The organism is Streptomyces sp. NPDC001351, from assembly GCF_042896045.1.
GTDB lineage: Bacteria > Actinomycetota > Actinomycetes > Streptomycetales > Streptomycetaceae > Streptomyces.
The window spans coordinates 972,420-996,341 of record NZ_JBIAWS010000003.1 but is presented as its reverse complement, the minus strand read 5'-3'; the positions used below and the strand labels follow the sequence as shown (position 1 = coordinate 996,341).

Here is a 23,922-nt window from a genome sequence, read left to right as displayed (position 1 = left end):
ACGTCCGTCAGGGCATCAGCGACTGGAGGTACTTGACCGTCGCCGGGTCGGCCGGAAGAAGCGTCTCGATGGCCAGTTCGGCGACCGTCACGTCCATGGGCGTGTTGAAGGTGGAGATGGACGAGACGAAGGACAGCGTCCGGCCCTCGTGCTCGATCTGCATCGGGAGCGCGAAGTAGGGGACGGGTTCCGCCGGTTCGGGGCCCTGACTGTGTTCCCGCTGCGGCACCGGGTAGGCCGCCACCTCCTCGTACAGCGCCCGCAGTGGTGCGGAGCGGTGCAGGGCGATCTCCCGTTCCATCTGCGCGAGCAGATGTCCGCGCCACTCCGGGAGGTTGCGGATGCGCGGCGCGAGGCCCTCGGGGTGCAGCGTCAACCGCATGGCGTTCAGCGGGGGTTCGAGCAGGGACTCCGCGACGCCGTCCAGGAACATCGTCATGCCCCGGTTGGCCGCGACCACGTCGTACACCGAGTCGACGACGAACGCCGGGTAGGGCTCGTAGCACTGGATGAGGCGTTCCATGCCCTGGCGCAGGGCGTCCAGCTCGGGCGAGTCGAGCGGGGTCTCCGGGTAGTGCGGGGCGTAACCGGCCGCCAGCAGCAGGGAGTTGCGCTCGCGCACCGGGACGTCGAGATGCTCGGCGAGCCTGAGCACCATCTCCTCGCTCGGCCGCGAACGGCCCGTCTCGATGAAGCTGATGTGCCGCGCCGAGGAGTCGGCCCGCAGCGCCAGCTCCAGCTGACTCACCCGGCGGCGCTCGCGCCAGGACCGCAGGAGGGGGCCGACGCTCTTGTCGGAGGGGCCGGTCGTGGAGGTGGCGGTTCCGGTCGCGACAATGGCCATACGTACGACCGTAGTCGAGGAGCGCAGCAGATGACCTGGCCGTTGAAGCCGACCTTGGAGACCGCCGCGGTGTACCGCGCCCGAGTGCGTGGCTGTCTGTTGGGCGGGGCGATCGGTGACGCCCTCGGCTATCCCATCGAGTTCAACTCCCTGGACCGTATCCGTGCCCTCCACGGCGAACGCGGGGTGACCGGGTTCGTGCCCGGTGCGTACGGCGCGCTGGGCCTGGTCAGCGACGACACACAGATGACCCTGTTCACCGTGGAGGCCCTGATCCAGGCGCACGCCCGGGAGCGGATGAGGGGGATCGGCGGCGCCTGGTCGCACATGCTGCTCCAGGCGTACGAGCGCTGGCTGGAGACCCAGTCGAAGCCGGGCCCGGAGCAGGGCGGCGCCCCGACGGGCGGTCTGATCGACGAGCCCTGGCTGTACTCCCGCCGCGCGCCCGGCAACGCCTGCCTCTCCGGGGTCGCCCAGAAGTACGCCCCCGACCCGTCGCTCTCGCTCGACGGCAGGCCGGGCCGGGTCAACCCCGACTCCAAGGGCTGCGGCACGGTGATGCGCTCGGCCCCCTTCGGCCTGATCAACTCCGCCGAGGGGGCCTTCGCGATGGCCGCCCGCGGCGCCCAGATCACCCACGGTCACCCCACCGGCTACTACGCGGCGGGCGCACTGGCCGCGATCGTGGCGTACGCAGTGGACGGGGACTCCCTGGAGGGCGCGGTGCTGCGCACACTTCGCCTGCTGGCCCGCCACCCCGGCCACGAGGAGACGACCGCCGCCCTGGAAGGAGCCCTCGACCTTGCCGCGCAGGGGGCGCCGACCGCGGAGAAGCTCCAGTCCCTCGGCGCGGGCTGGGTCGCCGAGCAGGCCCTCGCGATGGGCGTCTACTGCGCGCTCGTCGAGCCGGACGTCAAGGAGGCCCTGCTGCTGTCCGTCAACCACTCGGGTGACAGCGACTCCACCGGCTCCATCTGCGGCAACCTCCTCGGCGCCGTACACGGAGACGTCGGCCTGCCGCACGAGTGGGTGGAGCGGGTCGAGGGCAGGCCCCGGATCGCCGCGATCGCGGACGACCTGGCGGCGGAGCGCCTGCACGAGTGGTGAGCGGGCAGCCGTTCCCCGGCCCTCCGGAGGGTTCTCCGGCCCGCCCCCGGGAACCCTTCTGACCAGGACCGCAGTCAGTTGCTGTGGCACGCTGAAGAAGCACCCGGTGCCGAGGAAGGAGCGAGCCCATGCCCGTCGAACCCCTGTCGCTGAAGGAGATCGAGGACCGACTGGCCGAGCTGCCGGGCTGGGCGGTCGACGACGACCGGCTCACCCGCTCCTACCGGCTCGGTTCGCACTTCGCCGCGACCGCGATGGTCATCCACATCGCCCAGGTGCAGGACGAGCTCGACCACCACTCCGACCTCACCCTCGGCTACAACACCGTCTCCCTGTCGGTGAACACGCACAGTGTGGGCGGCAAGATCACCGAGCTCGACTTCGGCCTCGCGCAAAGGGTCGAGGAACTCGCACAGGCCCACGGGGCACACTGACCCGCGTGCTCGACTACGACAAGGAAGCCGACGCCTACGACGCCACCCGCGGTGGCGAGCCGAGGGCCGCGGCCGCCGCCGACGCCGTACTCGGCCTGATCCCGGCAGCCGCCGAGCGGCTCCTCGACGTCGGCTGCGGCACCGGGATCGTCACCCGGCGCCTCGCGGCCGCGCGGCCCGCCACCCGGGTGACGGGCGCCGACCTGACGTACGGCATGGCCCGGATGGCCGCCCGGCGCCTGCCCGGCTGCGTCCTGCTGGCCGACAGCCGCCGACTGCCGTTCCGAGACGGGACGTTCGACGCCGTCACCAGCGTCTGGCTGCTGCACCTGCTGGACGAACCCGAGGACGTCCGCGCCGTCGTCGCCGAGTGCGCCCGCGTGCTGAAGCCCGGCGGTGTGTACGTCACCACCGTCGACAAGGCCGCCGCGCACGACGTCGGCAGCGACATCGACGCCGTCCTAGCCCCGCGCCCGCGCCGCCCGGCCCCGGACGCCGCCCCGCTCGTGGAGTCGTACGCCGCCGCGCACCGCCTGCACCCGGCGGGGCAGGCCCGTTTCCCGGGCCGCGGTCAGGGCCGCAGCCCCCGCCGCACGGCCGCCGATCTGCGGCGCGGCTGGTTCACGCAGCTGCCGCCCGGCGACCCGCTCACCGAAGGCTTCGTCGCCCGCCTGCGGACGCTGCCCGACCAGGAACGGCCGCGCGCCGACCCGGAGTTCAGCCTGCGGGCCTTCAGGAAGCCGGCGGCCGACTGAAGTCCATGGTCCAGTTGGTCACCCAGGTCTGACCGCCGTCGACGGAGAACGCCTGCTCCCAGTGGGCGGAGCTGGTGGACACGTCCGCCCAGATGAACCGCACCCGCACGTCCTTGCCGTCGTATGTGTCGTCGCCGTAGAACTCGCCGCGGTCGCCGTCGAAACGCCCGGAAACGGGCGGGAAGAGCTTGCCGCTACGGCTGGAGGACCAGTTCAGCGACCATTCCTCGCGCTCCACGTCGAACAGCCGCAGAGTCAGCCCCTTCGCGCCGAGGTACGGCATGTCGATCTCGTCGATGTTCGCGGCCCCGTCGAACAGCGGCCGGCACCAGCTGGTGCCCGGGAACTGCACCCAGTCGCTGTCCGGGTCGAGGAAGTCGGTGCGGCGACGGTTCGCGACCCGCCACTCGCCGGCGAAGAAGTCGAAGTCGTGCGGGCTGCTCATGAGCGCTCTCCAGTGGTTCCTGCGGGCAGGGAGTCGGCCAAGTAGGCGTCCAGGTCCGGGACTTGGGGTACGAGCATGTGCCGTACCCAGGCGTCTCGTTCGTGCTGGATCGGCGGCAGCTCAAAGACGCAGCCGATCCACGGGAGTTCGGGCCTGACGAAATGCGTCGGGTCGTGATCGGGGCAGCCGACGACCGGCTGACCCGCGGCGGCGTTCGCGTAGTGCAGGACGTTGTCCCACACCCAGCTGTAGGCGTTGATGTAGGCGCCGTCGTCGTTTCCCCTGTGAACGACGACGAACGTCGCCGGCGGAGTGCCGTCCGGCTCCGGCAGCAGCTCCGCCAGGATCGCGTACGCCGCCTTCTCCACGTCGGGTGCGATACCGGCCGGATCGGCGGTGACGTGGTACCGCTTGATGTGCCGTCCCGCCATTTCGACGGGCGGCGGCACGGTCAGGAATTTCTCCGTGAAGGGCATGGACAGGACGCTAGGGCGCCTTCACTGACATCCTGTGTCAGTGAAGGCAAGCCGACTCGTCTCGATCCTCCTCCTGCTCCAGACCCGGGGCCGGATGACCGCCGCCCAGCTCGCCGAGGAGCTGGAGGTCTCGGTCCGCACGGTCTACCGGGACGTCGAGGCGCTGGGCGCCGCGGGCGTCCCGCTGTACGGCGACGCGGGCCACGCCGGCGGTTACCGTCTGCTCGACGGCTACCGCACCCGTCTCACCGGCCTCACCGCCGACGAGGCCGAGGCCCTCTTCCTCGCCGGTGCTCCAGGTCCGGCCGCGGAGCTGGGTCTCGGCTCGGTACTCGCCGCCGCCCAGCTCAAGGTCCGCGCCGCCCTGCCGCCGGAGCTGCGCGCGCACGCCGACCGGATCAGCGGCCGCTTCCACCTCGACGCCCCCGGCTGGTACGCGGACGCAGAGGAGGCGCCGTATCTGCCGGCGGTGGCCGACGCGGTGTGGAACAGCCGCGTCCTGAACGTCCTGTACCGCCGCTGGGCCGAACCCACCGACGTGGAGCGCCGCCTGGAGCCGTACGGGCTGGTGCTGAAGGCCGGCCGCTGGTACGTCGTCGCGGGCCCGGGCCCCCGTACCTTCCGCGTCGACCAGATCCTCCGACTCGCCGCCTCCGAGGAGGAGTTCACCCGCCCGGACGACTTCGACCTGGCCGCCTACTGGACGGCGTACCAGCGCGACTTCCACGACCGGCTGTACCGCGGCGAGGCACTGGTCCGGCTGGCGCCGGGCGTGCGGCTGCCCAGGGCGGTCGGCAGCCGTACGGACGACGACGGCTGGACCCTCGCCACGGTCCCCATCGAGTCCGTCGAGCACGCCCATGGCGAGTTCCTGCGGCTGGGCGCCGACATCAAGGTGCTGGAACCGGCCGCACTGCGGGACAGGATCGCGGCGACCGTACTGGAGCTGGCGGCGCGCTACGGCTGAAGTGGTGGCGGACGGGTGCGTGCACACCGCGGGAAAGGGGCAAAAGGTCTTGCGTCGAACGCGTGACTCATTGCCGTGGTGAGTCGGGCAAACGGTCCGGCAACGAGACCATCTCGGTTACGGCCTGTCCTCCACAGCCGCCACGCCCAACAGTGTCCATCGGCGACGGGACGGCGACGCCGCCGAGGCCGACGGTCCGCACACCATGACACGGAGGCGGTCGCCCGCCGATCGCGGGCGACCGCCTCACCTCCCCGGGCCGGCTTCAGCCGCCCAGGATTCCACCCAACAGCCCGCCCAGGAGGCCGGTCACGACGCCCAGCAGGCCTGAGAGCCCGTCATGGTGCTCGTCGTGGTCGCCCTTGGCCGAGACGCATGTCTGGTGGCCCAGGAGGGAGATGTGGATTGTTCCTTCGCACTTGGAGGGCGCCGGAGCCGCAGACGCGCTCGGCGCCATGAGGGTCAGGGCGATTACGGGAGCGGCGAGGACCGCCGCGACGCGGGAGCGGGTCGATTTGCGTGTGCGCTGCGACATCACTGTCCTTTCGACGGGCATGGGGGACCGGACCTTCCTTGATCAGGTTCAATCAGATTCAGGTGGCCCTCTGCGCTCCGCAACTCGAGGATCACTCGCGGCAACCGTTCGGCCCAGTCAGGCGACCGTGCAGATCCGGTCGCCCAGCTTGAACGAGGCGGGTTTCGTGTTCGAGCCCGACCAGCTCCCCGTGAACCCGAAGCCCACGGACGAACCGGCCGCCACCGTGCCGTTCCAGCTCACGTTTCTCACCGTCACCGCTGCGCCCGACTGGGTGCGTTCGGCGTTCCACAGCTGGGTGATCTTCTGGCCGTCCGCGAAGGTCCAGCCGAGTGACCAGCCGCTCCAGGCACTCGAGCCCGTATTGGTGAGCTGGACGTCGGCCTGGAAGCCGCCCGACCACTGGTTGGTGATCTTGTAGATGACCGTGCAGGCAGCGGAAGGCGTCGGGTCCGTGCCGCCACCGCCGCCGTTGTCGCCGCCTCCGCCGGTGTCGGAGGTGTCGCCGTAGATGACGCCCCGGCCGTCGGTGGAGACGTACACCCGTCCGTAGACCCGCGGGTCACCGGTGATCGCCGCGCCCGTCCAGCCCCACTGGTGGGCGTCGTCGTTGACGCGGGTCCAGGTTGCGCCCTTGTCGGTCGAACGGAAGATGCCGCGTATGCCGCCGATCTTCGCGCTGGTGTAGAGGGTCTGGTACGAGGCCCCCGTCGCCGCCTTGCCGAAGCCGATGGTGTCGGCCCGCTCGACGCCGGGCAGCTGGGTGAAGCTCGCGCCGCCGTCCGTGGAGTGCCACAGCCCGTACGCGCCGTCAAGGGCGCCGCCCGCGAGCCAGACGTCACCCTTCGCGCCGGGCAGCGCCTTGAAGCGGACGCTGTCGCCGCTGGGGAGGCCGGTGGCCGGGGACGCGGTGAAGGTCGCGCCGCCGTCCGAACTCACATAGAACTTCCCCGACTTGAAGCCGTAGAAGGTCTTCGCGTCGACCCGGTCGGCCTCGACGGTCGCACCGGCCGGGATGCCGCTCGACGCGGCCCAGGACGTCCCGAAGCCGGTCGTGTACTGCACGCCGGTGCCCGCCGGGCTCCACACGAACCGGCTGCCGTCCGAAGCCGCGGCCACCGTCCCGCCGCCCGACACACCCGAAGGATCGGTCCCCGCGAACCAGTGGGCCCCGTTGTCCGTCGAGAACGCGATGTGCGGACCGGAGTCGAGATTGCCGACCCGCACGACCGTGTTCGGGTCGGTCTCCGCGAAGTCGAGACCGGTCGTCGTGGTGAAGGTCGGCGAGGTGAACATCATCGAGGGGACCTTGGTCAGGTCCGTGTGCCGGAAACCGCCGATGTCACCGAGGGCGCTGAACAGCTGGGCGTCGCCCGACGGGGGAGAGGCGAGGTCGTTGACGGCCGTCTCCTCCAGCCCCTGCACCATGGGCTTCACGGTGAACTGGCCCCCGCTGTCCCACCGGGTGAGGTTCTCGGTGCCGTAGAGCGTCGCCCCCGTGCCGTACATCATCCGGTCCGAGTTGAACGGGTCGATCTCCAGCGACTCGGTCATCCAGCCCAGTTTCGGGGCCTGTTCGGGGGGTGAGGGGTGTGCGTCGAAGGTCAGCCAGGGTGACGACGAGACGTCGATGGTGTAGCGGTTCGAGCGGCCCGGGTACGACGTGTAGTCCCACGCCTTGGTCCAGGTGCCGCCGCTGTCGGTCGAGCGGAAGATCTGCGTGTCCGGCCACCAGGAGCTGTACGCGGTCGCCATGACCGTGCCGGGATGCTGCCGGTCGACGGTCAGGCCGCTGAAGCCGTAGGACGTGTCGGCCTCGGCGACCGGGCTGATGTCGGTCCAGGTCCCGGTCGCGGTCGCGTACCGCCACAGCTGTCCCTTGCCGCCGTCGTAGGGTCCGCCCTTGTCGCTGTAGGCGAGATACAGATAGCCGTTCTTCGCGTCCAGCACGCCCTTGTGCGCCAGATATCCCGTCGGCTGCCCGGCGAGACGGGACCAGGTGGCGCCCGCGTCCGTCGAGCGGTACACCGCGTTGTCCTTGTCGGCGACCCCGACGTAGATGGTCCTCGTCGCCGTACCGGACGTACCGGTCGACTCGTCGAAGGTGACCCAGACGATCCCCTGGTTGTCGGAGGCGTATCCGCTGGTGTCGCTCGGATCCTGCACGTAATTGCCGACGTTGGGGAAGCTTGCGACCTGCGACCAGGTCACCCCGGAGTCCGTCGACCGCCACAGCCCCTTGCCGCTGGGCGCGCCCAGATACAGCACACTGTCCTTGTTCGGGTCGATCGCGAGCCGCTCACCCATGCCCCGCCCGGGCATGTTCCCGCCCAGCTTGAACGGCAGATCCGTCTTCTGCCAGTCGGCACCGCGGTCGGAGGACCGCAGCACGGCCCCGTTCGTCGGGTCCCAGCTGTTGGTGTACGTGCCGACGGCCGCGTACACCTTGTTCGGATCGACGGAGTCGGAGGCCAGGCTCACGACCCCGGTGTGCCCCCACTGGTCCCAGCCGACCGAGTCCAGCAACGGTGTCCAGGTCTTCGTCGACTCCTGCCAGCGGTAGGCCCCACCGATGTCGGTGCGGGCGTAGGCCAGGTTCTTCTCACTCCGGTTGAACACGATGCCGGGGACGAAACCACCCCCGTCGATCCGCGCGTTCTTCCAGGTGTACGTGTCCGCGGCGAGCTTCACTTTCGGGCTGCTGCCGGCGGCGAGCGCGGACGGCGAGCCCACCAGCAAGCCGGCCGCAAGGGCGAGCGCGGCCGTGAGGATACGGGTTCTTCGCACGGAAGGTCCTTTCCGGGAAGTGGGGTTGCCGGGCGGCCCCCAGTGCGGGTGGGGGCCGCCCGGCGGCTCCGCGGGACCGGGCGGTGGGTAGCGCCCCTTTAAGGGGCGCGGGGAACTGCGCGACCAGCCACAACGGACTCGCAGCCAAAAACTGCCCAACCCGCGGAGCTCCTCGCAGGGCTATTCAAGAAGCTCCGCGTACGAGCCCATGGCCATGGCAATGTCCGCCTCGGCCCAGAACCGGTGATACGTGAACGACGGCGCCGCCCCACCGGCCAGATACGCCTGGATCTTCGACCAGGCCGGATCGTTCTTGTAGAACGACCTGATCGAGCTGAACGTCGACGACGAGTTGATCGCGTCCCCGTTCGGCATCTTGCCGCTCCAGCCGCTGGGCACGTACACGCTGTCGGCGAACCGGCTGTAGTCGGTGCGGGTCTCCGGCACGGCGATGCCCAGGCTGTCCTGGTAGTTGCTCCACATGCCGTCCAGCAGCGCCTTCGCCGTCGACTTGGCGGTGGCGTCACCCGACTTGGCGCCGTAGTACGTCAGGACCTTGGCGTACGCGGCCGCCACACCGACGTCATTGGTGTAGTCGGCGACGGTGACGTGAAGTCCGCTGTTGGAGCCGGGACTTGACGCGTTCCAGGTGTCGGGCTGCCCCGACCACTGCAGCGTCGCGGGGATCAGATAGGTGCCGTCCGGGTTGACCGTGGTCTTGGACAGCGCCCACTTGACCCACTTGTCGAGGATCGCCTTGGCCTGCGCGTTCCCCGTCTGCTGGTAGTACTCGGCGACCCGCTCCATCGACCACGCCTGGAAGCCGAACCACTGGTTGGACGGCGGGTCGTGGTAGACGGGCTCCCAGTCGTAGTACATGCCGTAGAAGGTCGACGTCCCGGCCGGCGGCGTGGCGTAGCGGCCGGCCCAGCTGTTGGTCGCACCGCCCGCGATGGCGCCCTCGGACGACTGCAGCCACTGGTAGAACTCCAGCTGTCGCTGCAGCGACTTGGACCAGTCGGTCGCGCCCGTCGCCGACTTCGGCTTCAGATCGGCGTACGAGCTCAGCGCGTACGCGGCCAGCGGGTTCTGGTAGCCGCCGTGCACATGGCTGGAGCCGATGCGCCAGGCCCAGCCCGCGTTGGTGTCCGTGGCGCCGCCCCAGGCGTAGTACCAGGACAGCAGGTAGTCGGAGGCGTCCTTGCCGGTGCCGGCCGGGCAGGTGGACGGACCGACGCAGTTGCCGATCTTCTTGAAGTACTTGTCGTACATGGCGTAGCGCAGGTAGTCGCCCATCTTCGCGGCCTTGCCGACGGTCGCGGAGACGTCACTGCCCTTGCCCTGCTGCTTGGCCCACACGTCCGCCCAGTACGCGGCCTGCACGGCACGCGCGTCGGCGTCCGGGGCGTCGGTGAACTTCCACTGCTTGGCGTACGACGAGTCACCGGTGAAGAGGTCCAGGTACCCGTTCGTGCCGCCGTACTTGAAGGCGTCGCAGGTCGGCTGCGGCACCGTCTCCCACACCGACTCCTGCGGCCCGCGCTGGAAGGTGTTGATGTACGACGGGCCCTTCGCCGTCGGACCGCCCTCGCAGGTGCCGCCCGGCGTGTTGCCGTACCCGTAGACGTTGTCGACGTCCTGCAGCCAGTGCATGCCGTACACGTCGTCCGTGCCGTACGCGCTCTTCAGCTCGCCCGCGATCGGATCGGAGCCGACCGAGACGGACGTGTCGAGCTTCGCCGGGTACTCGTTCGGGGTGTCCAGCTCGGGCGCGTACGTCGCCGGCTTGGAGGCGTTGTAGAAGGAGCCGGTCGGCTGGTCGGCGTGGGTCGGGATCATGTACTTCTCCATGAGGGCCCACGCGCCGTTGAACTTGGACCAGTCACCGGTGACCTTGCCGTACATCGCCTGCAGCCACAGCAGATAGCTGTAGGCCTCCGAGGTGGTCTCATGGCCCTGGTCCGGAGCCTCCACGATCAGCGTCTCGACCGAGTGGTACGGGATGCCATCGGGGGAGAAGTAGCCGTTCGCCGGGTTGGTGATCTTGCCGTAGAGGTCCAGGAAGCGGGCGTCGTACGCCTTCTGGGCCGCCAGCTCGGTGACCGTGACCGCTGCCTTGGTGTAACCGGTCGCCGTCGACTCGAAGGACGCCGAGCCGGTGCCGGAGGAGTCGGCGGTGACGGTCACGTTCTGGGCGGTGCTCCAGTTGGCGGGCGTGAAGGTGAGCGTCGCGCCGCCGGTTACCGACAGACCGGAGTTGCCGCTCGCCCGGGCCGATGTCACGGTGACATTGGCGCTCGGCTGCGTCGACAGCTTCACCGCGTAGGTGCCCGACTTGCCCTGCTGGACTCCCAGTTGGGTCGGCGAGGCCACCACGGCGGGACCCGAGGCGACCGTGATGCCGACGGGCGTCGACTCCGCGGACGCGCCCAGGCTGTCGTACGCCTTCGCCACCAGCGAATGACTGCCCACGGTCAAACCGGAGGCGGAGAGCGTGTAGGGCGCGCTGGTGTCCGTGCCCAGCAGGGTCGTGTCGTCGTAGAACTCGACCTTGCTGATCGTCGCGTTGTCGGCCGCGGCGGCGGTGGCCGCGAGCGGGACCGGGTCGCCCTGCGTGTAGACCGCGCCCGCGGTGGGGCTGGTCAGCACGGTGACCGGCGGCTGGTGCGCGCCGGCGCAGGTGGTGCCGTTGATCGCGAAGCTGGTGGGCGCCGTGTTGGTGCCGCTGTAGGTGAACTGCGCGCCGGTGGAGACCGCGGCGCCCGCGGCGATCTTCGCGTTGTACCCGGCGTCCTTCACGGTGACCGACTGGCCCGACTGGGACCAGGTGCCGTTCCAGCCGTTGCTGAGCTTCTGGTTGCCGCTGTAGGCGTACGTCAGGGTCCAGCCGTCGATGACGTCCGTGCCGCGGTTGGTGAGCGTCAGATCCGCGGTGAAGCCGGAGCCCCAGTCGTTGGTCTTGTAGTCGACGCTGCACTGAAGTGCCGCCGCGTGAGCGGGAGTCGTACCGGTGCCGAGCATGGTGAGCGGAAGAGCGAGGGCCGCCACCACGGCGGTCCACAACCGCCGAGCGGCTTTGCGTCTCCTTCTGGGCTGCATGTGCTGGTTCCTCCTTGCGGCTCGGAAAAGAGTGGGGGAGGGGAGGAGCAACAAGCCTTGAACCAGTGGGAGCGCTCCCATAGTGGGGACGGGGGTGGGGGCGGTCAAGGTGCTTGAAGAGTCGAAAAGATTCGACGCGTTCCAGCTGAGGGAAAGTCAGGAAAGTCTGTGACCCCCCTGTCCTTTGCCGTCACTTGGCGCTAGCTTCATGGACACCAGTGGGAGCGATTCCATCAGTCGACGCGTCCGTCACGACGCGCCCGAACTGCAAGGAGTCGCTCATGCGACACCCCCCGCGTTCAGGTCTTTTACTTGTCGCTGCCGCCGTGGCCCTGGTGGGCACGGCGGTCGCACCGGTCGTCACGGCACAGGGAGCCACCCCCGCCTGCTCGGTGGAGTACTCCGTCACCAGTCAGTGGGACACCGGCTTCCAGGCCGCCGTGAAGATCACCAACAATACGGCGGCCATGAGCAGTTGGAGCCTCGGCTTCGACTTCGCGAACGGTCAGAGGGTCAGCCAGGGCTGGAACGCCAAGTGGTCCCAGTCCGGCACGACGGTGACCGCGGCCAACGAGAGCTACAACGGCTCGCTGGCCACCGGCGGGAGCGTCAGCGCCGGGTTCCTCGCCTCCTGGTCGGGGACGAACGCCGTACCGACGTCGTTCAGGCTCAACGGGACGACGTGCAACGTCGATACGGAGCCGTCCCCGCCGCCGACCGAGCCGCCTGCCGGTGGTACCGCACCCGCCCTGCATGTCTCCGGGAACAAGCTCGTGGACGCCGACGGCAGGAACCGCCGGCTGCTCGGCGTCAACCGTTCCGGCGGCGAGTTCATGTGTGTGCAGGGCCGGGGCCTGTGGGACGGCCCGGTCGACGACGCCGCGCTCAAGGCGATCGCCGACTGGAAGGCGAACACCGTCCGCATCCCGCTCAACGAGGAGTGCTGGCTGGGTCTTCCCAACATCAAGCCCGAGTACGCGGGCGCCAACTACATAGGTGCCGTCAAGGATCTCGTGACCAAGGCGGAGGCGCACGGCCTGACGCCGATCCTCGATCTGCACTGGACCTACGGCCAGTACACCGGCAACTCGGCGGGCTGCTCCGACGTGCACGCCACCTGCCAGAAGCCGATGCCCGACATGCAGTACACGCCCTCGTTCTGGTCGTCGGTGGCGAGCACTTTCAAGGCCGACCCGGCGGTCGTGTTCGACCTGTTCAACGAGCCGTACCCGGACCGGGCGACCTCCACCACCGCCCAGGCGTGGCAGTGCTGGAAGGACGGAGGCACCTGCCCCGGCATCGGCTACCAGGTCGCGGGGATGCAGGACCTCGTCGACGCCGTGCGCGGCACCGGCGCCAAGAACGTCGTCATGGCCGGTGGTCTGGCGTACTCGAACGACCTCGGCCAGTGGCTGACGTACAAGCCCACCGACCCGACGGGCAATCTGGTCGCCGCCTACCACGTCTACAACTTCAACGCCTGTACGAACGAGAGCTGCTGGAACTCCACCCTCGCCCCGGTCGCGGCCCAGGTGCCGCTGGTGGCCGGGGAGATCGGCGAGAACACCTGCTCGCACTCCTTCGTCGACCAGGTCATGAAGTGGTTCGACGACCGGGGCCTGTCCTACCTCGGCTGGACCTGGAACACCTGGGACTGCTCCTCCGGTCCCTCCCTGATCTCCAACTACGACGGGACCCCCACGTCGTACGGCATCGGGCTGCGCGATCACCTGCGCGCCATCAACCCGTAAGTCCCGTATCCCGCAATTCCCGCATCCAAGAAGGAACCCGCACTCATGAGTCGTACCAGAACAGCGATACTCGCCGCCCTGGCGCTGGTCGCCGGGACCGCAGGGACCGCGACGGCCGTCGTCCCCGGAGGCGTCTCCGCGGCCTCGGTTCCCTGCACCGTCGACTACAAGGTGCAGAACGACTGGGGCTCCGGCTTCACCGCCGCCGTCACGGTCACCAACAACAGTGCCGCCAAGAGCAGTTGGGCGGTGAAGTGGTCGTACGCAGGCAACCAGAAGGTCACCAACTACTGGAACACCAAGCTCACCCAGAGCGGGGCCGCCGTCACCGCCGCCAACGAGACCTACAACGGCCAGCTGGCGACCGGCGGTTCGGTCAGCTTCGGCTTCCAGGGCTCCTACAGCGGCACCAACGCGGTCCCGGCCTCGTTCACGCTCGACGGCGTGACCTGCAACGTCGATGACGGCAGCGGGGGAGGCGGCGGGGGCGGCGGCACCAACCCGGGCGGCCGCGTCGACAACCCGTACGCCGGCGCCAAGGTGTACGTGAACCCCGAGTGGTCCGCGCATGCCGCCGCGGAGCCGGGCGGCAGCAGGATCTCCAACCAGCCCACCGGCGTGTGGCTCGACCGCATCGCCGCGATCAACGGCGTGAACGGCGGCATGGGTCTGCGTGACCATCTCGACGCGGCCCTGCAGCAGAAGGGCAGCGGCGAGGAAGTCGTCCAGCTCGTCATCTACGACCTTCCCGGACGCGACTGCTCAGCTCTCGCCTCCAACGGCGAACTCGGCCCCACGGAGATCGACAAGTACAAGTCCCAGTTCATCGACCCGATCGCGGCGATCCTCGCGGACAGCAAGTACAGCTCGCTGCGGATCGTCACCACGGTCGAGCTCGACTCGCTGCCCAACCTCGTCACCAACACCGGCAGCCGCGCCACCGCCACCGCCAACTGCGACACCATGCTCGCCAACGGCAACTACGTGAAGGGCGTCGGCTACGCGCTCGCCAAGCTCGGCGCGATCCCGAACGTCTACAACTACATCGACGCCGGCCACCACGGCTGGCTCGGCTGGGACGACAACTTCGCCCCCTCCGCCAACGTGCTCAAGCAGGCGGCGACCAGCGAGGGCGCGACCGTCGACGACGTGCAGGGCTTCATCACCAACACGGCGAACTACAGCGCCCTCAAGGAGAACAACTTCACCATCGACGACACGGTGAACGGCACCTCCGTGCGCCAGTCCAAGTGGGTCGACTGGAACCGGTACGTGGACGAGCTGTCGTACGCGCAGGCCTTCCGCAACGAACTGGTCTCCGTCGGCTTCAACTCCGGCATCGGCATGCTGATCGACACGTCCAGGAACGGGTGGGGCGGGACCGCCCGGCCGGCCGGTCCCGGTCCGAAGACCAGCGTGGACGCGTATGTCGACGGCGGGCGCTACGACCGCCGTATCAACGCCGGTAACTGGTGCAACCAGGCCGGGGCCGGTCTCGGCGAGCGTCCGCAGGCCAGTCCGGCGGCCGGGATCGACGCGTATGTGTGGATGAAGCCTCCGGGCGAGTCCGACGGGTCCAGCTCCGCGATCCCGAACGACGAGGGCAAGGGCTTCGACCGCATGTGCGACCCGACCTATACGGGCAACCCCCGGAACAACAACAACATGTCGGGGGCGCTGCCCAACGCTCCGCTGTCGGGGCACTGGTTCTCGGCGGAGTTCCAGCAGCTGATGCAGAATGCGTACCCGCCGTTGTAGGTCTCGTTGGTCGCGGTGCGTTCTGAGCTGCGGGCTGTTTGTGGCTGGTCGCGGCCACCCGGCGGCAGCCGCACATCAAACACAGCCCCGCGCTCCTGAAAGACAGGTCCGCCGGGGTCAGGCCTTGTTGGTCAGGCCCCGGCGGATCGCGTACTCCACCGCCGAGTAGTCGCCGTCCGGCCGTTCCAGCTCATAGGGGACGGCCGGCATCAGCGGCGGCTGCGCCATGAAGCGGGGGCGGGTGCCGTGGTTCGGCTGGGCCGCGTGGACCAGGAACGGGTGGCAGAGGTAGACGTCGCCGGGGCGGCCGGTGGCGTGTGCGACGGGGCGGTGCGCGGAGGCCTCGACGACCTGGGGGGCGATCTCCAGCATGGAGACGCCCTCCTCGCCGTACGGCTCCAGGACGGGAGGTATGTCGAGGTGGGAGCCGACCCGGATGCGGGTGGGCGCGTCCTGCTCGGTGACCTCGGAGAAGAGGAAGAGCATCAGCAGGGCGCGATCGCGTGAGCGCAGATTGGTGTGGTACCAGCGGGACTCGACACCGTCGGGCAGATAGCTCCCCTCGATGTGCCAGCCCGCGTCGTCCGGCTCCTCCTCGTGCGGGAACCGCAGCGGGAAGCTGCCCAGGGAGTAGCGCGGCATCCAGCGGCCCTCGCCCACCAGCAGGTCGAACGCCTCGTGCAGAACAGGGGAGTTGACGGCTGCGGCGAACGGTCCCTGGGCCATGCCGCCCACCCAGACCACCGGGTCCTTCCAGGTCGCGGGGTCCTCGGGGTCGTACCCCGTCTCCCGCCACAGCAGCCGCGCGCAGTCCTCGGCGACCCGTGGCGGAAACGCCCCTTCGATCTTCACGAACCCGTCCGTGAGGAACCTGTCCACCAGTTCGTCGTCCATCGGGCCATCGTGGGTGACACGGTCGGCCGTACGCACCTGATTTTTGCCGCCGCTTTTTGCCATGACGGCAACAGCACTGGCCCTCGCGCGGTGCGTCGGCGCACTCTGGGCGGCACCCGGAGAGAGGCTGACCACCATGGCGCACGGACCCCACCAGCACGGCGATCACGACCACGGCACGCACGGCCACGGCACGCACGGTCACCACGACCACACCGACATCGACTGGGCCGAGATGGCCCCGCTGCTGGAATCGCAGGCGGAGCTGTTCACGTCCCTGTACGAGCGGGCCATGACCTGGCTGACCGACAAACAGACCGAACCCGGGCTGATCGTCGACGCGGGCAGCGGGCCCGGTGTCGTCGCCTGTCTGCTCGCCGAGGCCTTCCCGGGGGCCCGGGTCGTCGCGGTCGACGGCTCGGCGCCGCTCCTGGAGCGGGCCCGTGCCCGGGCCGACCGGCTGGGGGTGGGCGATCGCTTCGGCACGCTCACCGGTGAACTGCCGGGTGTGCTGGACGAGTTGGACTATCCCGCCGATCTGCTGTGGGCCAGCCGCAGCCTGCACCACATCGGCGACCAGCGGGCCGCCCTGGCCGCCTTCGCCGCGCGGCTCGCGCCCGGCGGCACACTCGCGCTCATGGAGGGCGGTCTGCCGGCGCGGTTCCTGCCGCGGGACATCGGCATCGGCCGCCCCGGTCTGCAGGCCCGCCTCGACGTGCTGGAGGAGGAGTGGTTCGCCGAAATGCGCGCCGGCCTGCCCGGCGCGGTCGCCGAGACCGAGGACTGGCCGGCCCTGATGGCCGCCGCGGGCCTCAGGCCCACCGGCACCCGGACCTTCCTGCTGGACCTGCCGGCCCCGGCCAAGGACCGCGCCCGCGCCTATGTCGCCGCCTCCCTCTCCCGCCTCCGCGACGGCCTCGGCGACCACCTCGACGCCACCGACCGCGCCACCCTCGACCAGCTCCTGGACCCCGACGACAAGGCGAGCGTCCACCACCGCCCGGACGTGTTCGTCCTGGCGGCACACACGGTGCACACGGCGGCCCATGCCATGTGAGGGGGATTCCAACCAGCCGTCATGAGCGGCTGGTTGGAGTGCCCGGAAGCTTGCGCGCCCCATGTCCTAGTTGTTCTGCAGGAACTTCTTCGCCAGCTGATCCCCCAGTGAGACCGCCGCGCTGTGGCTCTCGATGGGGGACACCTGCGAGTTCTTGAAGAGGATGTAGGTCACGCCGGAGTCGGCGCCGCCGGTCTCGGGGTTGCTGTCTATGCCGAGGGCCTGGGCGGTGGCGTACGAGGCCTCCCCGATGATCTTTGTGGGGCCGGTGTCGCCGACGACGGCGTACTCGACCTTGTTGTTGTAGATCACGGCGACCACGCCGCCGCCCTTGATGCCGGAGCTGGAGTAGTTCCAGATGCTGCTGGAGCTGGGAACGACCACGTACGGCAGCGAATCGGCCTTGAGCGGCTTGCCGTTGGACTGGTGGAACGCCGTGTCGTCCTGGTACCAGGGGTCGGTGTTCTCGTTGCACTTCGAGGTGCGCTGTCCGTCGCAGTCGATGTCCATGTCGGCCTTCCAGAAGACCGCGCCGTTCTTGCCGCAGACCGGGATCGTGGCCGAGGTCTCGTCGTCCGTCTTGTACTTGCCGTGGGAGATCTGCTGACAGGACGTCACCTTGGCGAGCAGGTCGGCCGCGCTGACCGAGCCCTCCTGGGCGGAGGCCGGTCCTGCCGTACCGGAGGCGTTCGCGGGGAGCACTCCGGCGGCGAGCAGTGCGGCCCCGGAGGCCGCGGCGAGGGTCAGTGTTCGTATGCGCACTGTGGGGGACCCTTCTGTTAGGAAAGTTTCCTTACTTGGGTGCCGTACAAGGTGGCCCTCTTTGCGTGTCCTCGTCAACCCCTTGGTCTGGACTGGTCCGGACTTCTGTGCCACGGCACCGTGTCCGGCCCTGATTGCAGCGGTTTGTCCGGAGGAGAAGACTGGATGGACGCAATATCCAGATGTGCGCCCGACTTCTGGGAGGCGAGGCGTCATGTTCGTTCGCATGGTGTATGCGACCGGGGATCCCACGAAGGTCGACACGGCCATCAGGGCCTTGAACTCGCAGGGGCGGGAGCTGCTGGAGGAGCGTCCGGGCTATCTCGGGGCCGGCATCTTCGTGGACCGGGAGCTCGGCAAGCTGCTGACGGCGAGCTGGTGGCGGTCCGAGGAGGCCCGGCGCAACAGCGACCAGGTCATGCGGGAACGGCGCGGCGGGCTGCTGGAGCCGTTCGCGGCGACGACCGCGGTGGAGAACTACGAGGCGGTGGTCGTCCATCAGGTGCGGCCGCCGGAGCCGGGCGGCGGACTGCGGCTCACCAGGTTGGAGTTCGACCCGATGGACGCGGATCTGCTCAGCGAGACCTTCCGCGCTTCCGTGGTCCCCCGGCTCGACAGCCTGTCCGGGCTGGCCAGGACCTCCCTACTGGTCGACCGGGAGCGCGGACGCGGCCTGGTCGGCGCGCTGTTCACGGACCGGCAGTCCCTCGGCGCATCCCGCGCGGCACAGGCGTCGGCCCGGCACGAGAGCGCGGCCAAGGCGCATGTGACCGTGATCGGACTGGAGGAGTTCGAGGTCGTCCACGCGGATGTGCACGGCGACTGACGGGTTCCGTGGGGGAGTCGACGTAGCGCCGGCCCCGGGCACGGGTCGGCCCCCGCCGCACAGCGGGGGCCGACCCGTGTACCGCGGCAGCCGTCAGGCCATGTTGAACGTCGACGGGTCCGGTCCCAGGCGCCGGTCCTCGTTGAGCGCGCTGATCGCCGCCAGGTCCTCGGTGTCCAGGCTGAAGTCGAAGACCTCGATGTTCTCCTTGATCCGGGACGGGGTCACGGACTTGGGGATCACGATGTTGCCGAGCTGCAGGTGCCAGCGCAGCACGATCTGGGCCGGGGTGCGGCCGTGCTTCTGGGCGATGGCGACGATCGCCGGGACCTCCAGCAGACCCTTGCCCTGGCCGAGCGGCGACCAGGCCTCGGTGGCGATGCCCTGTTCCGCGTGGTACTCGCGGGCGGCGTGCTGCTGCAGGTGCGGGTGCAGCTCGATCTGGTCGACGGCCGGGATGACCGACGTCTCCGCGATCAGCCGCTGAAGGTGGTCGGGCTCGAAGTTGGAGACGCCGATCGCCCGGATGCGGCCGTCGGCGTGCAGCTTCTCGAACGCCTTGTACGTGTCGACGTACTTGTCCCGGGCCGGGGTCGGCCAGTGGATCAGGTACAGGTCGACGTACTCCACGCCGAGCTTGTCCAGCGACGCGTCGAAGGCACGCAGCGTGGAGTCGTAGCCGTGGTCGCTGTTCCAGAGCTTGGTGGTGAGGAAGATGTCCTCGCGGGGGACGCCGGAGGCGGCGATCGCCTTGCCGGTGCCCTCTTCGTTGCCGTAGATCGCCGCTGTGTCGATGCTGCGGTACCCGGCCTCCAGCGCGGTGGCGACGGCCCGCTCCGCCTCGTCGTCCGGCACCTGCCAGACGCCGAAGCCCAGCTGGGGCATCTCGACGCCGTTGTTGAGGATGATCGGGGGGACCTTGCTGCTCACGAGCTCTTGATCCTTACGGTTGTCGTCAGGTGGTACTCCCATCGTCAACGATCACCGGCGGTAATGCATTCCTGACGGGAGAATCCGTGCGAACTGACCGATGAGTCAGTTGACGGATCCGGGGGTTGTCCGGAAATGCATCCGACGTCTTCGGTACGGACCATTGACGCGGACTCCTTCCGCCCGCAACTCTGGATCGCGCCACCGAACGAGTTCATGAACTCGGTGCATGCATGTGAACACCTAGCACCTGTCTGGGCCTCCCCGACCCCCCCCACCTCAGGAAAGCAGGTACGGCCACATGAACGAGACGCTTCGGTACGTCCTCCGTGCGGAACGGCCGCTCCAGGAAGAGCGGGAGACATCGGATGAAAACGTCTGGCAAAGCCCTGGTTATACGGTGGTGGAGACCGCTCTCGAAGTGACCGCCTACGCCCTCGGCGACCGCTGACCCGGCCGTACGGCGACCGCACCGTGACCGCGACAACCGTCCGTGCCGACGGCGCCACCGCCTGGGGAACCGCCGAGTTCACCGAGCGGCTGCGCGCCGTCGCCGCGGAGCGCTACCACGACCGCCACCCCTTCAACCTGCGGATGCACCGCGGCGAACTGAGCCCGGCCGAGCTGCGCCGCTGGATCGCCAACCGCTTCCACTACCAGCGCCACATCCCGGTCAAGGACGCCCTGATCCTCGCCGAGCTGGACCGGCCCGAACTGCGCAGGTCCTGGCTGCGCCGCATCCAGGACCACGACGGCACGGCCGAGGGGGAGGGCGGCATCGAACGCTGGCTGCGCCTCGGAGAGGCGGCCGGCCTGCGCCGCGACGAACTGTGGGAGGGCTCCCGGGTGCTGCCCGGCGTCCGCCTCGCGGTCGAGGGATACGTCAACTTCTGCCGCCTGCGCCCGGCCCTGGACGCGATCGCCGCCTCGCTCACGGAACTCGCCGCACCCGACCTCATGCGCACCCGCATCGCCGCCTTCGAGCGCCACTACCCCTGGATCGATCCCGACGGCCTCGCCTACTTCCGCACGCGCGTCGACCAGGGCGGCCGCGACGGAGCCGAGGCCCTCACCCTGGTCCTCGACCTCGCCCGCACCCGCGAGGAGCAGCAACGCGCGCTGGCCGCACTGGAGTTCAAGTGCGAGGTGCTGTGGTCGCTGCTGGACGCGGTGGACGGAGCCGGCCCATGACCTGGCGTCCGGCGCTCTCCCGCGGTGTCGTCCTCCACCACGACCGCGTGCGGGAGACCGATCTGCTGCTGCTCCCCGAGCGGGTGGTCGTACTGCGCGGCAGCGCGGGCTCCGTCCTGCGCCTCTGCGACGGCACGCGCGCGGTGGACGCCATCGTCGCCGAGCTCGGCGGACGGTACCCCGACGCACCCGTCGCCGGCGAGGTCCCCGACTTCCTCGCGGCGTTACGGAAGGAGGGCTGGCTCGCATGACCGTGGACGCCCCCTGGGCGCTGCTCGCCGAACTCACCCACGGCTGTCCGCTGCGCTGCGGGTACTGCTCCAATCCCGTCGAACTGATCAGTCGGTCAAGGGAGTTGGACGCCGGGCAGTGGTCCGACGTGTTCCGTCAGGCCGCCGACCTCGGCGTCGTGCAGACACACCTGTCCGGCGGTGAACCCCTGCTCCGGCGCGATCTGCCCCGTATCGTCGCGGCCGCCGACACCGCGGGCCTCTACACCCAGTTGGTCACCAGCGGCGTGGGGCTGAGCGAGCGGCGCACGACGGAACTTGCCGAGGCCGGGCTGCGCAGCGTCCAGCTCTCGGTGCAGCACGCCGACCCGGGGGCCTCCGAGCGCATCGCGGGCGTCCGCTCGTTCGCGGCCAAGGAGCGCGCCGCCCGGCTGATCCGCGCCTCCGGTCTCCCCTTCGGCCTCAACATCGTGCTCCACCGCGCCAATCTCGACGCCCTCGACGACCTGATCGCCCTCGGCCTGTCGTGGGGCGCCGACCGTATCGAACTCGCCCACGCGCAGTTCCACGGCTGGGCCCTGCGCAACCGGTCAGCCCTGCTGCCCACCCGGGAACAGGTCGAGCGGGCTCGCGCCTCGGTCTCCCGCTGGCGCCAACTCCTCGACGGAGCGAAGGAGTTGGTGTGGGTCGCCCCGGACTGGGTGGACGCCACCGCTAAACCCTGCATGGGCGGCTGGGGCGCGGTCTCGCTCACCGTCGCCCCGGACGGCACGGTCCTGCCCTGCCCGGCCGCGGCCGCCCTTGCGGACCTCGACCCGCCGAACGTGCGCGAGCACCGACTGGCGTGGATCTGGCGGGAGTCGAAGGCCTTCAACGTCTACCGCGGCGAGTCCTGGATGCCCGAACCCTGCCGCGGCTGCGCCCTGCGCTCCGCCGACCACGGCGGCTGCCGCTGCCAGGCCCACGCCCTCACCGGCGACGCGAGCCGCACCGACCCGGCCTGTCGGCACGCCCCCGACCACCACCTCGTACGCGATCTCGTGCAGGGGCCGCGCGGCGACCTCGCGTACGTCCACCGAAAGGGAGGAACATGAGCCCCAGACGTCTGCGGACGGCACTGACGACCCTCGCCCTCGTCACCGCCGGCCTCGTCACCCTGCCGGCGGCGACACCGGCTCCGCCCGCCGCCCCCGCGCCCGCACACCTCCGGGCCGCCGCCCCCGACTGGTCCGTGGCCGTCGTCGACTCCACCATGGCCCGCTACACCCCGAGCACCATCGGCGGCTGGTCCTACCCGGTCGGCCTCTACCTCTACGGCCAGTACCTCACGTACAAGCGCACCCATGACGCCCGCTCCCTGACGTACATCAGGAACTATGTCGACCGGTTCGTGAAGAGCGACGGCTCCATCGACCAGTCCTTCAACAGCCTGGACAGCATGCAGGCCGGACGGCTGCTGGTGATCCTGCACCACGAGACCGGCCAGGACCGCTACCGCAAGGCCGCGAAGAAGATCGTCGACCGGCTCGCCACCTACCCGCGCACCGCCGACGGCGGCTTCTGGCACGCGGACTCCGCCGCCCGCGCCCACCAGCTCTGGTCGGACGGCGTCTACATGGTGAACCCGTTCCTCGTCGAGTACGGCAAGGAGTTCGGCGACAGCGCCTCCACCGACGACGAGGCGGCCAGGCAGCTGTCTGTGTACGGCAGCCATCTGCAGGTGGCGAACGGTCTGCTCAGGCACGCCTACGACGAGTCGAAGAGCGCGAGCTGGGCCGACCCGCAGACCGGGCTCGCCCCCGAACACTGGTGCCGCGCGGTCGGCTGGTACGCCATGGCGATCGTCAATGTGCTGGACGCGCTCCCCGCGAACCACCCACGCCGGGCCCAACTCATCGGAATCTTCCGCAAGCTGGCGGAAGGTCTGGAGAAATACCAGGACCCGGCGACCGGACGCTGGTTCCAGGTGATCGACAAGGGCGACCGGAGCGGCAACTGGACCGAGACGTCCTGCTCCAGCATGTTCACCTACGCCCTCTCGCGCGGAGCTCAGCAGCACTACCTCGACCCCCACTACGCGGACATCGCCCGCCGGGGCTACCAGGGCGTGCTCGCCAAGCTCTCCACCGGCCCCGACGGCCGTACCGACCTCGCCGACACATCCGTCGGTACGAACGTCGGCGACTACGCGTACTACGTCGCCCGCCCCCGGGCCACCAACGACTTCCACGGCCTGGGCGCCTTCCTGATCATGAACGAGCAACTGCGAGGTGATTAATGTCATGAGCACATCCAGAAGGGCGCTGCTGGGCGCCGCTCTCGGTGGCGCGGCCACCGCGGCGGTCGGCCTGCCGGCCACCACCGCTCACGCCGCCTCCTGGCAGCAGAAGTGGGCACCGTCCGCGAGCGGCGACGGCCTCGGTGCCTTCGAGACGGTCGAGGACGACCGCGCCGACTCGCACCCCGCCGGCCATCCGCACATCTTCGCCACCGGCAACAACTGGCGCTTCAACATGCACACCGTCGACCGCGACACCTCGACGGACCGCCAGCGCCAGGAGGTCACCGGCCTGCGCAACGGCAGCGGCGGCAACTACCTCAAGTGGACCGAGGGCCAGACCTGGCGGGTCACGTACTCGATGTACATCCCCAGCTCGCTGAAGGCGACGACCACCTTCACCCACATCATGCAGATGAAGCAGCCGGGCAACGGCACCTCGCCGATCGTCGTGCAGTCCCTGCGCCGGGTGAACGGCAAGCAGACCATCGAGCTGAAGCTGGCCGTCGACGACATCCTCGTCGGCCGCACCGACCTCGACCCGCTGCACGACACATGGACCGACGTCGACTTCCAGATCAAGGTCGGCAACGGCTCGGCGGGCTCGGTCCGCTGGATCCTCAAGTCCGGCGGCTCCACCGTCGTCGACGCGTCGAAATCCGGCGTCGACACCTTCCTGGCCGACCGTGTGCGCCCGAAGTGGGGCATCTACCGCTCCCTCGGCGACACCTCCGGGTCCCTGCAGGACACCTACCTCCTGCTCACCAATCTCCGCGGCTACCAACTCGTCTGAGGA

General features: G+C 69.6%; 23 protein-coding genes. 14 read left to right on the top strand and 9 right to left on the bottom strand.

All coding sequences use genetic code 11. The annotated features are described in order from the left end of the window. Positions 1-7 precede the first annotated feature (7 nt). On the bottom strand, positions 8-844 hold the full coding sequence (locus ACFY1U_RS14705; RefSeq protein WP_390694479.1) for a helix-turn-helix domain-containing protein: 837 nt from the start codon (positions 842-844) through the stop codon (positions 8-10). Positions 845-874: 30 nt separating this feature from the next. On the opposite strand from ACFY1U_RS14705, the gene ACFY1U_RS14700 reads away from it, so the two are divergent. The 3 genes from ACFY1U_RS14700 (at position 875) to ACFY1U_RS14690 (ending at position 3,140) form a co-directional block, all read left to right on the top strand. After that, the gene (locus ACFY1U_RS14700) at positions 875-1,951 is read left to right on the top strand and encodes an ADP-ribosylglycohydrolase family protein (protein ID WP_390694478.1); all 1,077 of its coding nucleotides are present in this window, start codon (positions 875-877) and stop codon (positions 1,949-1,951) included. A gap of 128 nt (positions 1,952-2,079) precedes the next feature. After that, positions 2,080-2,385: a 4a-hydroxytetrahydrobiopterin dehydratase gene (locus ACFY1U_RS14695; RefSeq protein WP_390694477.1), complete on the top strand. Its 306-nt coding sequence runs from the start codon at positions 2,080-2,082 to the stop codon at positions 2,383-2,385. A 5-nt stretch (positions 2,386-2,390) separates the two neighbouring features. After that, the gene (locus tag ACFY1U_RS14690) at positions 2,391-3,140 is read left to right on the top strand and encodes a class I SAM-dependent methyltransferase (protein WP_390694476.1); all 750 of its coding nucleotides are present in this window, start codon (positions 2,391-2,393) and stop codon (positions 3,138-3,140) included. Here the strand turns inward: ACFY1U_RS14690 and ACFY1U_RS14685 are convergent. Both ACFY1U_RS14685 and ACFY1U_RS14680 read right to left on the bottom strand, forming a co-directional pair. Next, the gene (locus ACFY1U_RS14685; RefSeq protein ID WP_390694475.1) at positions 3,118-3,585 is read right to left on the bottom strand and encodes a hypothetical protein; all 468 of its coding nucleotides are present in this window, start codon (positions 3,583-3,585) and stop codon (positions 3,118-3,120) included. The genes ACFY1U_RS14690 and ACFY1U_RS14685 overlap by 23 nt on opposite strands. Then, positions 3,582-4,061 carry a hypothetical protein gene (locus ACFY1U_RS14680; protein WP_390694474.1) on the bottom strand — a complete coding sequence of 160 codons (480 nt, stop codon included), beginning with the start codon at positions 4,059-4,061 and terminating at the stop codon, positions 3,582-3,584. The genes ACFY1U_RS14685 and ACFY1U_RS14680 overlap by 4 nt, the downstream gene beginning before the upstream one ends. A gap of 40 nt (positions 4,062-4,101) precedes the next feature. On the opposite strand from ACFY1U_RS14680, the gene ACFY1U_RS14675 reads away from it, so the two are divergent. Next, positions 4,102-5,028, top strand: a complete 927-nt coding sequence (locus ACFY1U_RS14675; RefSeq protein ID WP_390694473.1) for a helix-turn-helix transcriptional regulator — start codon at positions 4,102-4,104, stop codon at positions 5,026-5,028. Between the two features lie 265 nt (positions 5,029-5,293). On the opposite strand, the gene ACFY1U_RS14670 is transcribed toward ACFY1U_RS14675, so the two are convergent. From ACFY1U_RS14670 to ACFY1U_RS14660, 3 genes are all read right to left on the bottom strand, one after another. Next, the gene (locus tag ACFY1U_RS14670; RefSeq protein WP_390694472.1) at positions 5,294-5,563 is read right to left on the bottom strand and encodes a hypothetical protein; all 270 of its coding nucleotides are present in this window, start codon (positions 5,561-5,563) and stop codon (positions 5,294-5,296) included. A gap of 117 nt (positions 5,564-5,680) precedes the next feature. Beyond that, a complete protein-coding gene (locus ACFY1U_RS14665) occupies positions 5,681-8,350 on the bottom strand; it encodes a cellulose binding domain-containing protein (protein WP_390694471.1) in 2,670 nt (889 codons plus the stop codon). Between the two features lie 180 nt (positions 8,351-8,530). Further along, a complete protein-coding gene (locus tag ACFY1U_RS14660; protein ID WP_390694470.1) occupies positions 8,531-11,449 on the bottom strand; it encodes a glycoside hydrolase family 48 protein in 2,919 nt (972 codons plus the stop codon). A 281-nt stretch (positions 11,450-11,730) separates the two neighbouring features. On the opposite strand from ACFY1U_RS14660, the gene ACFY1U_RS14655 reads away from it, so the two are divergent. Further along, positions 11,731-13,200, top strand: coding sequence for a cellulase family glycosylhydrolase (locus tag ACFY1U_RS14655; protein ID WP_390694469.1), 1,470 nt, complete (start codon positions 11,731-11,733; stop codon positions 13,198-13,200). Between the two features lie 45 nt (positions 13,201-13,245). Next, entirely contained in the window at positions 13,246-14,958 is a 1,713-nt protein-coding gene (locus ACFY1U_RS14650) for a glycoside hydrolase family 6 protein (RefSeq protein ID WP_390694468.1), read from the top strand. 117 nt (positions 14,959-15,075) lie between these two features. Here ACFY1U_RS14650 and ACFY1U_RS14645 read toward each other — a convergent pair whose 3' ends face one another. After that, positions 15,076-15,852 (bottom strand): phytanoyl-CoA dioxygenase family protein, encoded by a 777-nt coding sequence (locus ACFY1U_RS14645; protein ID WP_390694467.1) that lies wholly within the window; start codon positions 15,850-15,852, stop codon positions 15,076-15,078. A gap of 136 nt (positions 15,853-15,988) precedes the next feature. Here ACFY1U_RS14645 and ACFY1U_RS14640 point away from each other — a divergent pair, with 136 nt between their 5' ends. Next, the gene (locus tag ACFY1U_RS14640; RefSeq protein ID WP_390694534.1) at positions 15,989-16,909 is read left to right on the top strand and encodes a class I SAM-dependent methyltransferase; all 921 of its coding nucleotides are present in this window, start codon (positions 15,989-15,991) and stop codon (positions 16,907-16,909) included. A 66-nt stretch (positions 16,910-16,975) separates the two neighbouring features. Here the strand turns inward: ACFY1U_RS14640 and ACFY1U_RS14635 are convergent, their stop codons facing one another. Further along, positions 16,976-17,671, bottom strand: a complete 696-nt coding sequence (locus ACFY1U_RS14635) for a glycoside hydrolase family 75 protein (RefSeq protein WP_390694466.1) — start codon at positions 17,669-17,671, stop codon at positions 16,976-16,978. A 214-nt stretch (positions 17,672-17,885) separates the two neighbouring features. Here ACFY1U_RS14635 and ACFY1U_RS14630 point away from each other — a divergent pair, with 214 nt between their 5' ends. Then, a complete protein-coding gene (locus tag ACFY1U_RS14630; RefSeq protein WP_390694465.1) occupies positions 17,886-18,497 on the top strand; it encodes a hypothetical protein in 612 nt (203 codons plus the stop codon). A gap of 93 nt (positions 18,498-18,590) precedes the next feature. Here ACFY1U_RS14630 and ACFY1U_RS14625 read toward each other — a convergent pair whose 3' ends face one another. After that, the gene (locus ACFY1U_RS14625; RefSeq protein WP_390694464.1) at positions 18,591-19,427 is read right to left on the bottom strand and encodes an aldo/keto reductase; all 837 of its coding nucleotides are present in this window, start codon (positions 19,425-19,427) and stop codon (positions 18,591-18,593) included. A 301-nt stretch (positions 19,428-19,728) separates the two neighbouring features. Between ACFY1U_RS14625 and ACFY1U_RS14620 the strand changes: the two genes are divergently transcribed. Genes ACFY1U_RS14620 through ACFY1U_RS14595 form a run of 6 tightly spaced genes read left to right on the top strand, consistent with a single transcriptional unit; the run spans position 19,729 to position 23,919 of the window. After that, complete coding sequence (locus tag ACFY1U_RS14620) at positions 19,729-19,878, top strand: pyrroloquinoline quinone precursor peptide PqqA (RefSeq protein WP_390694463.1); 150 nt, start codon at positions 19,729-19,731, stop codon at positions 19,876-19,878. Positions 19,879-19,901: 23 nt separating this feature from the next. Then, positions 19,902-20,618: a pyrroloquinoline-quinone synthase PqqC gene (gene pqqC, locus ACFY1U_RS14615; RefSeq protein ID WP_390694462.1), complete on the top strand. Its 717-nt coding sequence runs from the start codon at positions 19,902-19,904 to the stop codon at positions 20,616-20,618. Further along, entirely contained in the window at positions 20,615-20,869 is a 255-nt protein-coding gene (pqqD, locus tag ACFY1U_RS14610; RefSeq protein ID WP_390694461.1) for a pyrroloquinoline quinone biosynthesis peptide chaperone PqqD, read from the top strand. Before pqqC ends, pqqD begins: the two co-directional genes overlap by 4 nt. Further along, positions 20,866-21,942, top strand: a complete 1,077-nt coding sequence (gene pqqE / locus ACFY1U_RS14605) for a pyrroloquinoline quinone biosynthesis protein PqqE (RefSeq protein WP_390694460.1) — start codon at positions 20,866-20,868, stop codon at positions 21,940-21,942. Before pqqD ends, pqqE begins: the two co-directional genes overlap by 4 nt. Beyond that, positions 21,939-23,126 carry a glycoside hydrolase family 105 protein gene (locus ACFY1U_RS14600; protein WP_390694459.1) on the top strand — a complete coding sequence of 396 codons (1,188 nt, stop codon included), beginning with the start codon at positions 21,939-21,941 and terminating at the stop codon, positions 23,124-23,126. Before pqqE ends, ACFY1U_RS14600 begins: the two co-directional genes overlap by 4 nt. A gap of 4 nt (positions 23,127-23,130) precedes the next feature. Then, complete coding sequence (locus ACFY1U_RS14595; protein ID WP_390694458.1) at positions 23,131-23,919, top strand: Tat pathway signal sequence domain protein; 789 nt, start codon at positions 23,131-23,133, stop codon at positions 23,917-23,919. Positions 23,920-23,922 lie beyond the last annotated feature (3 nt).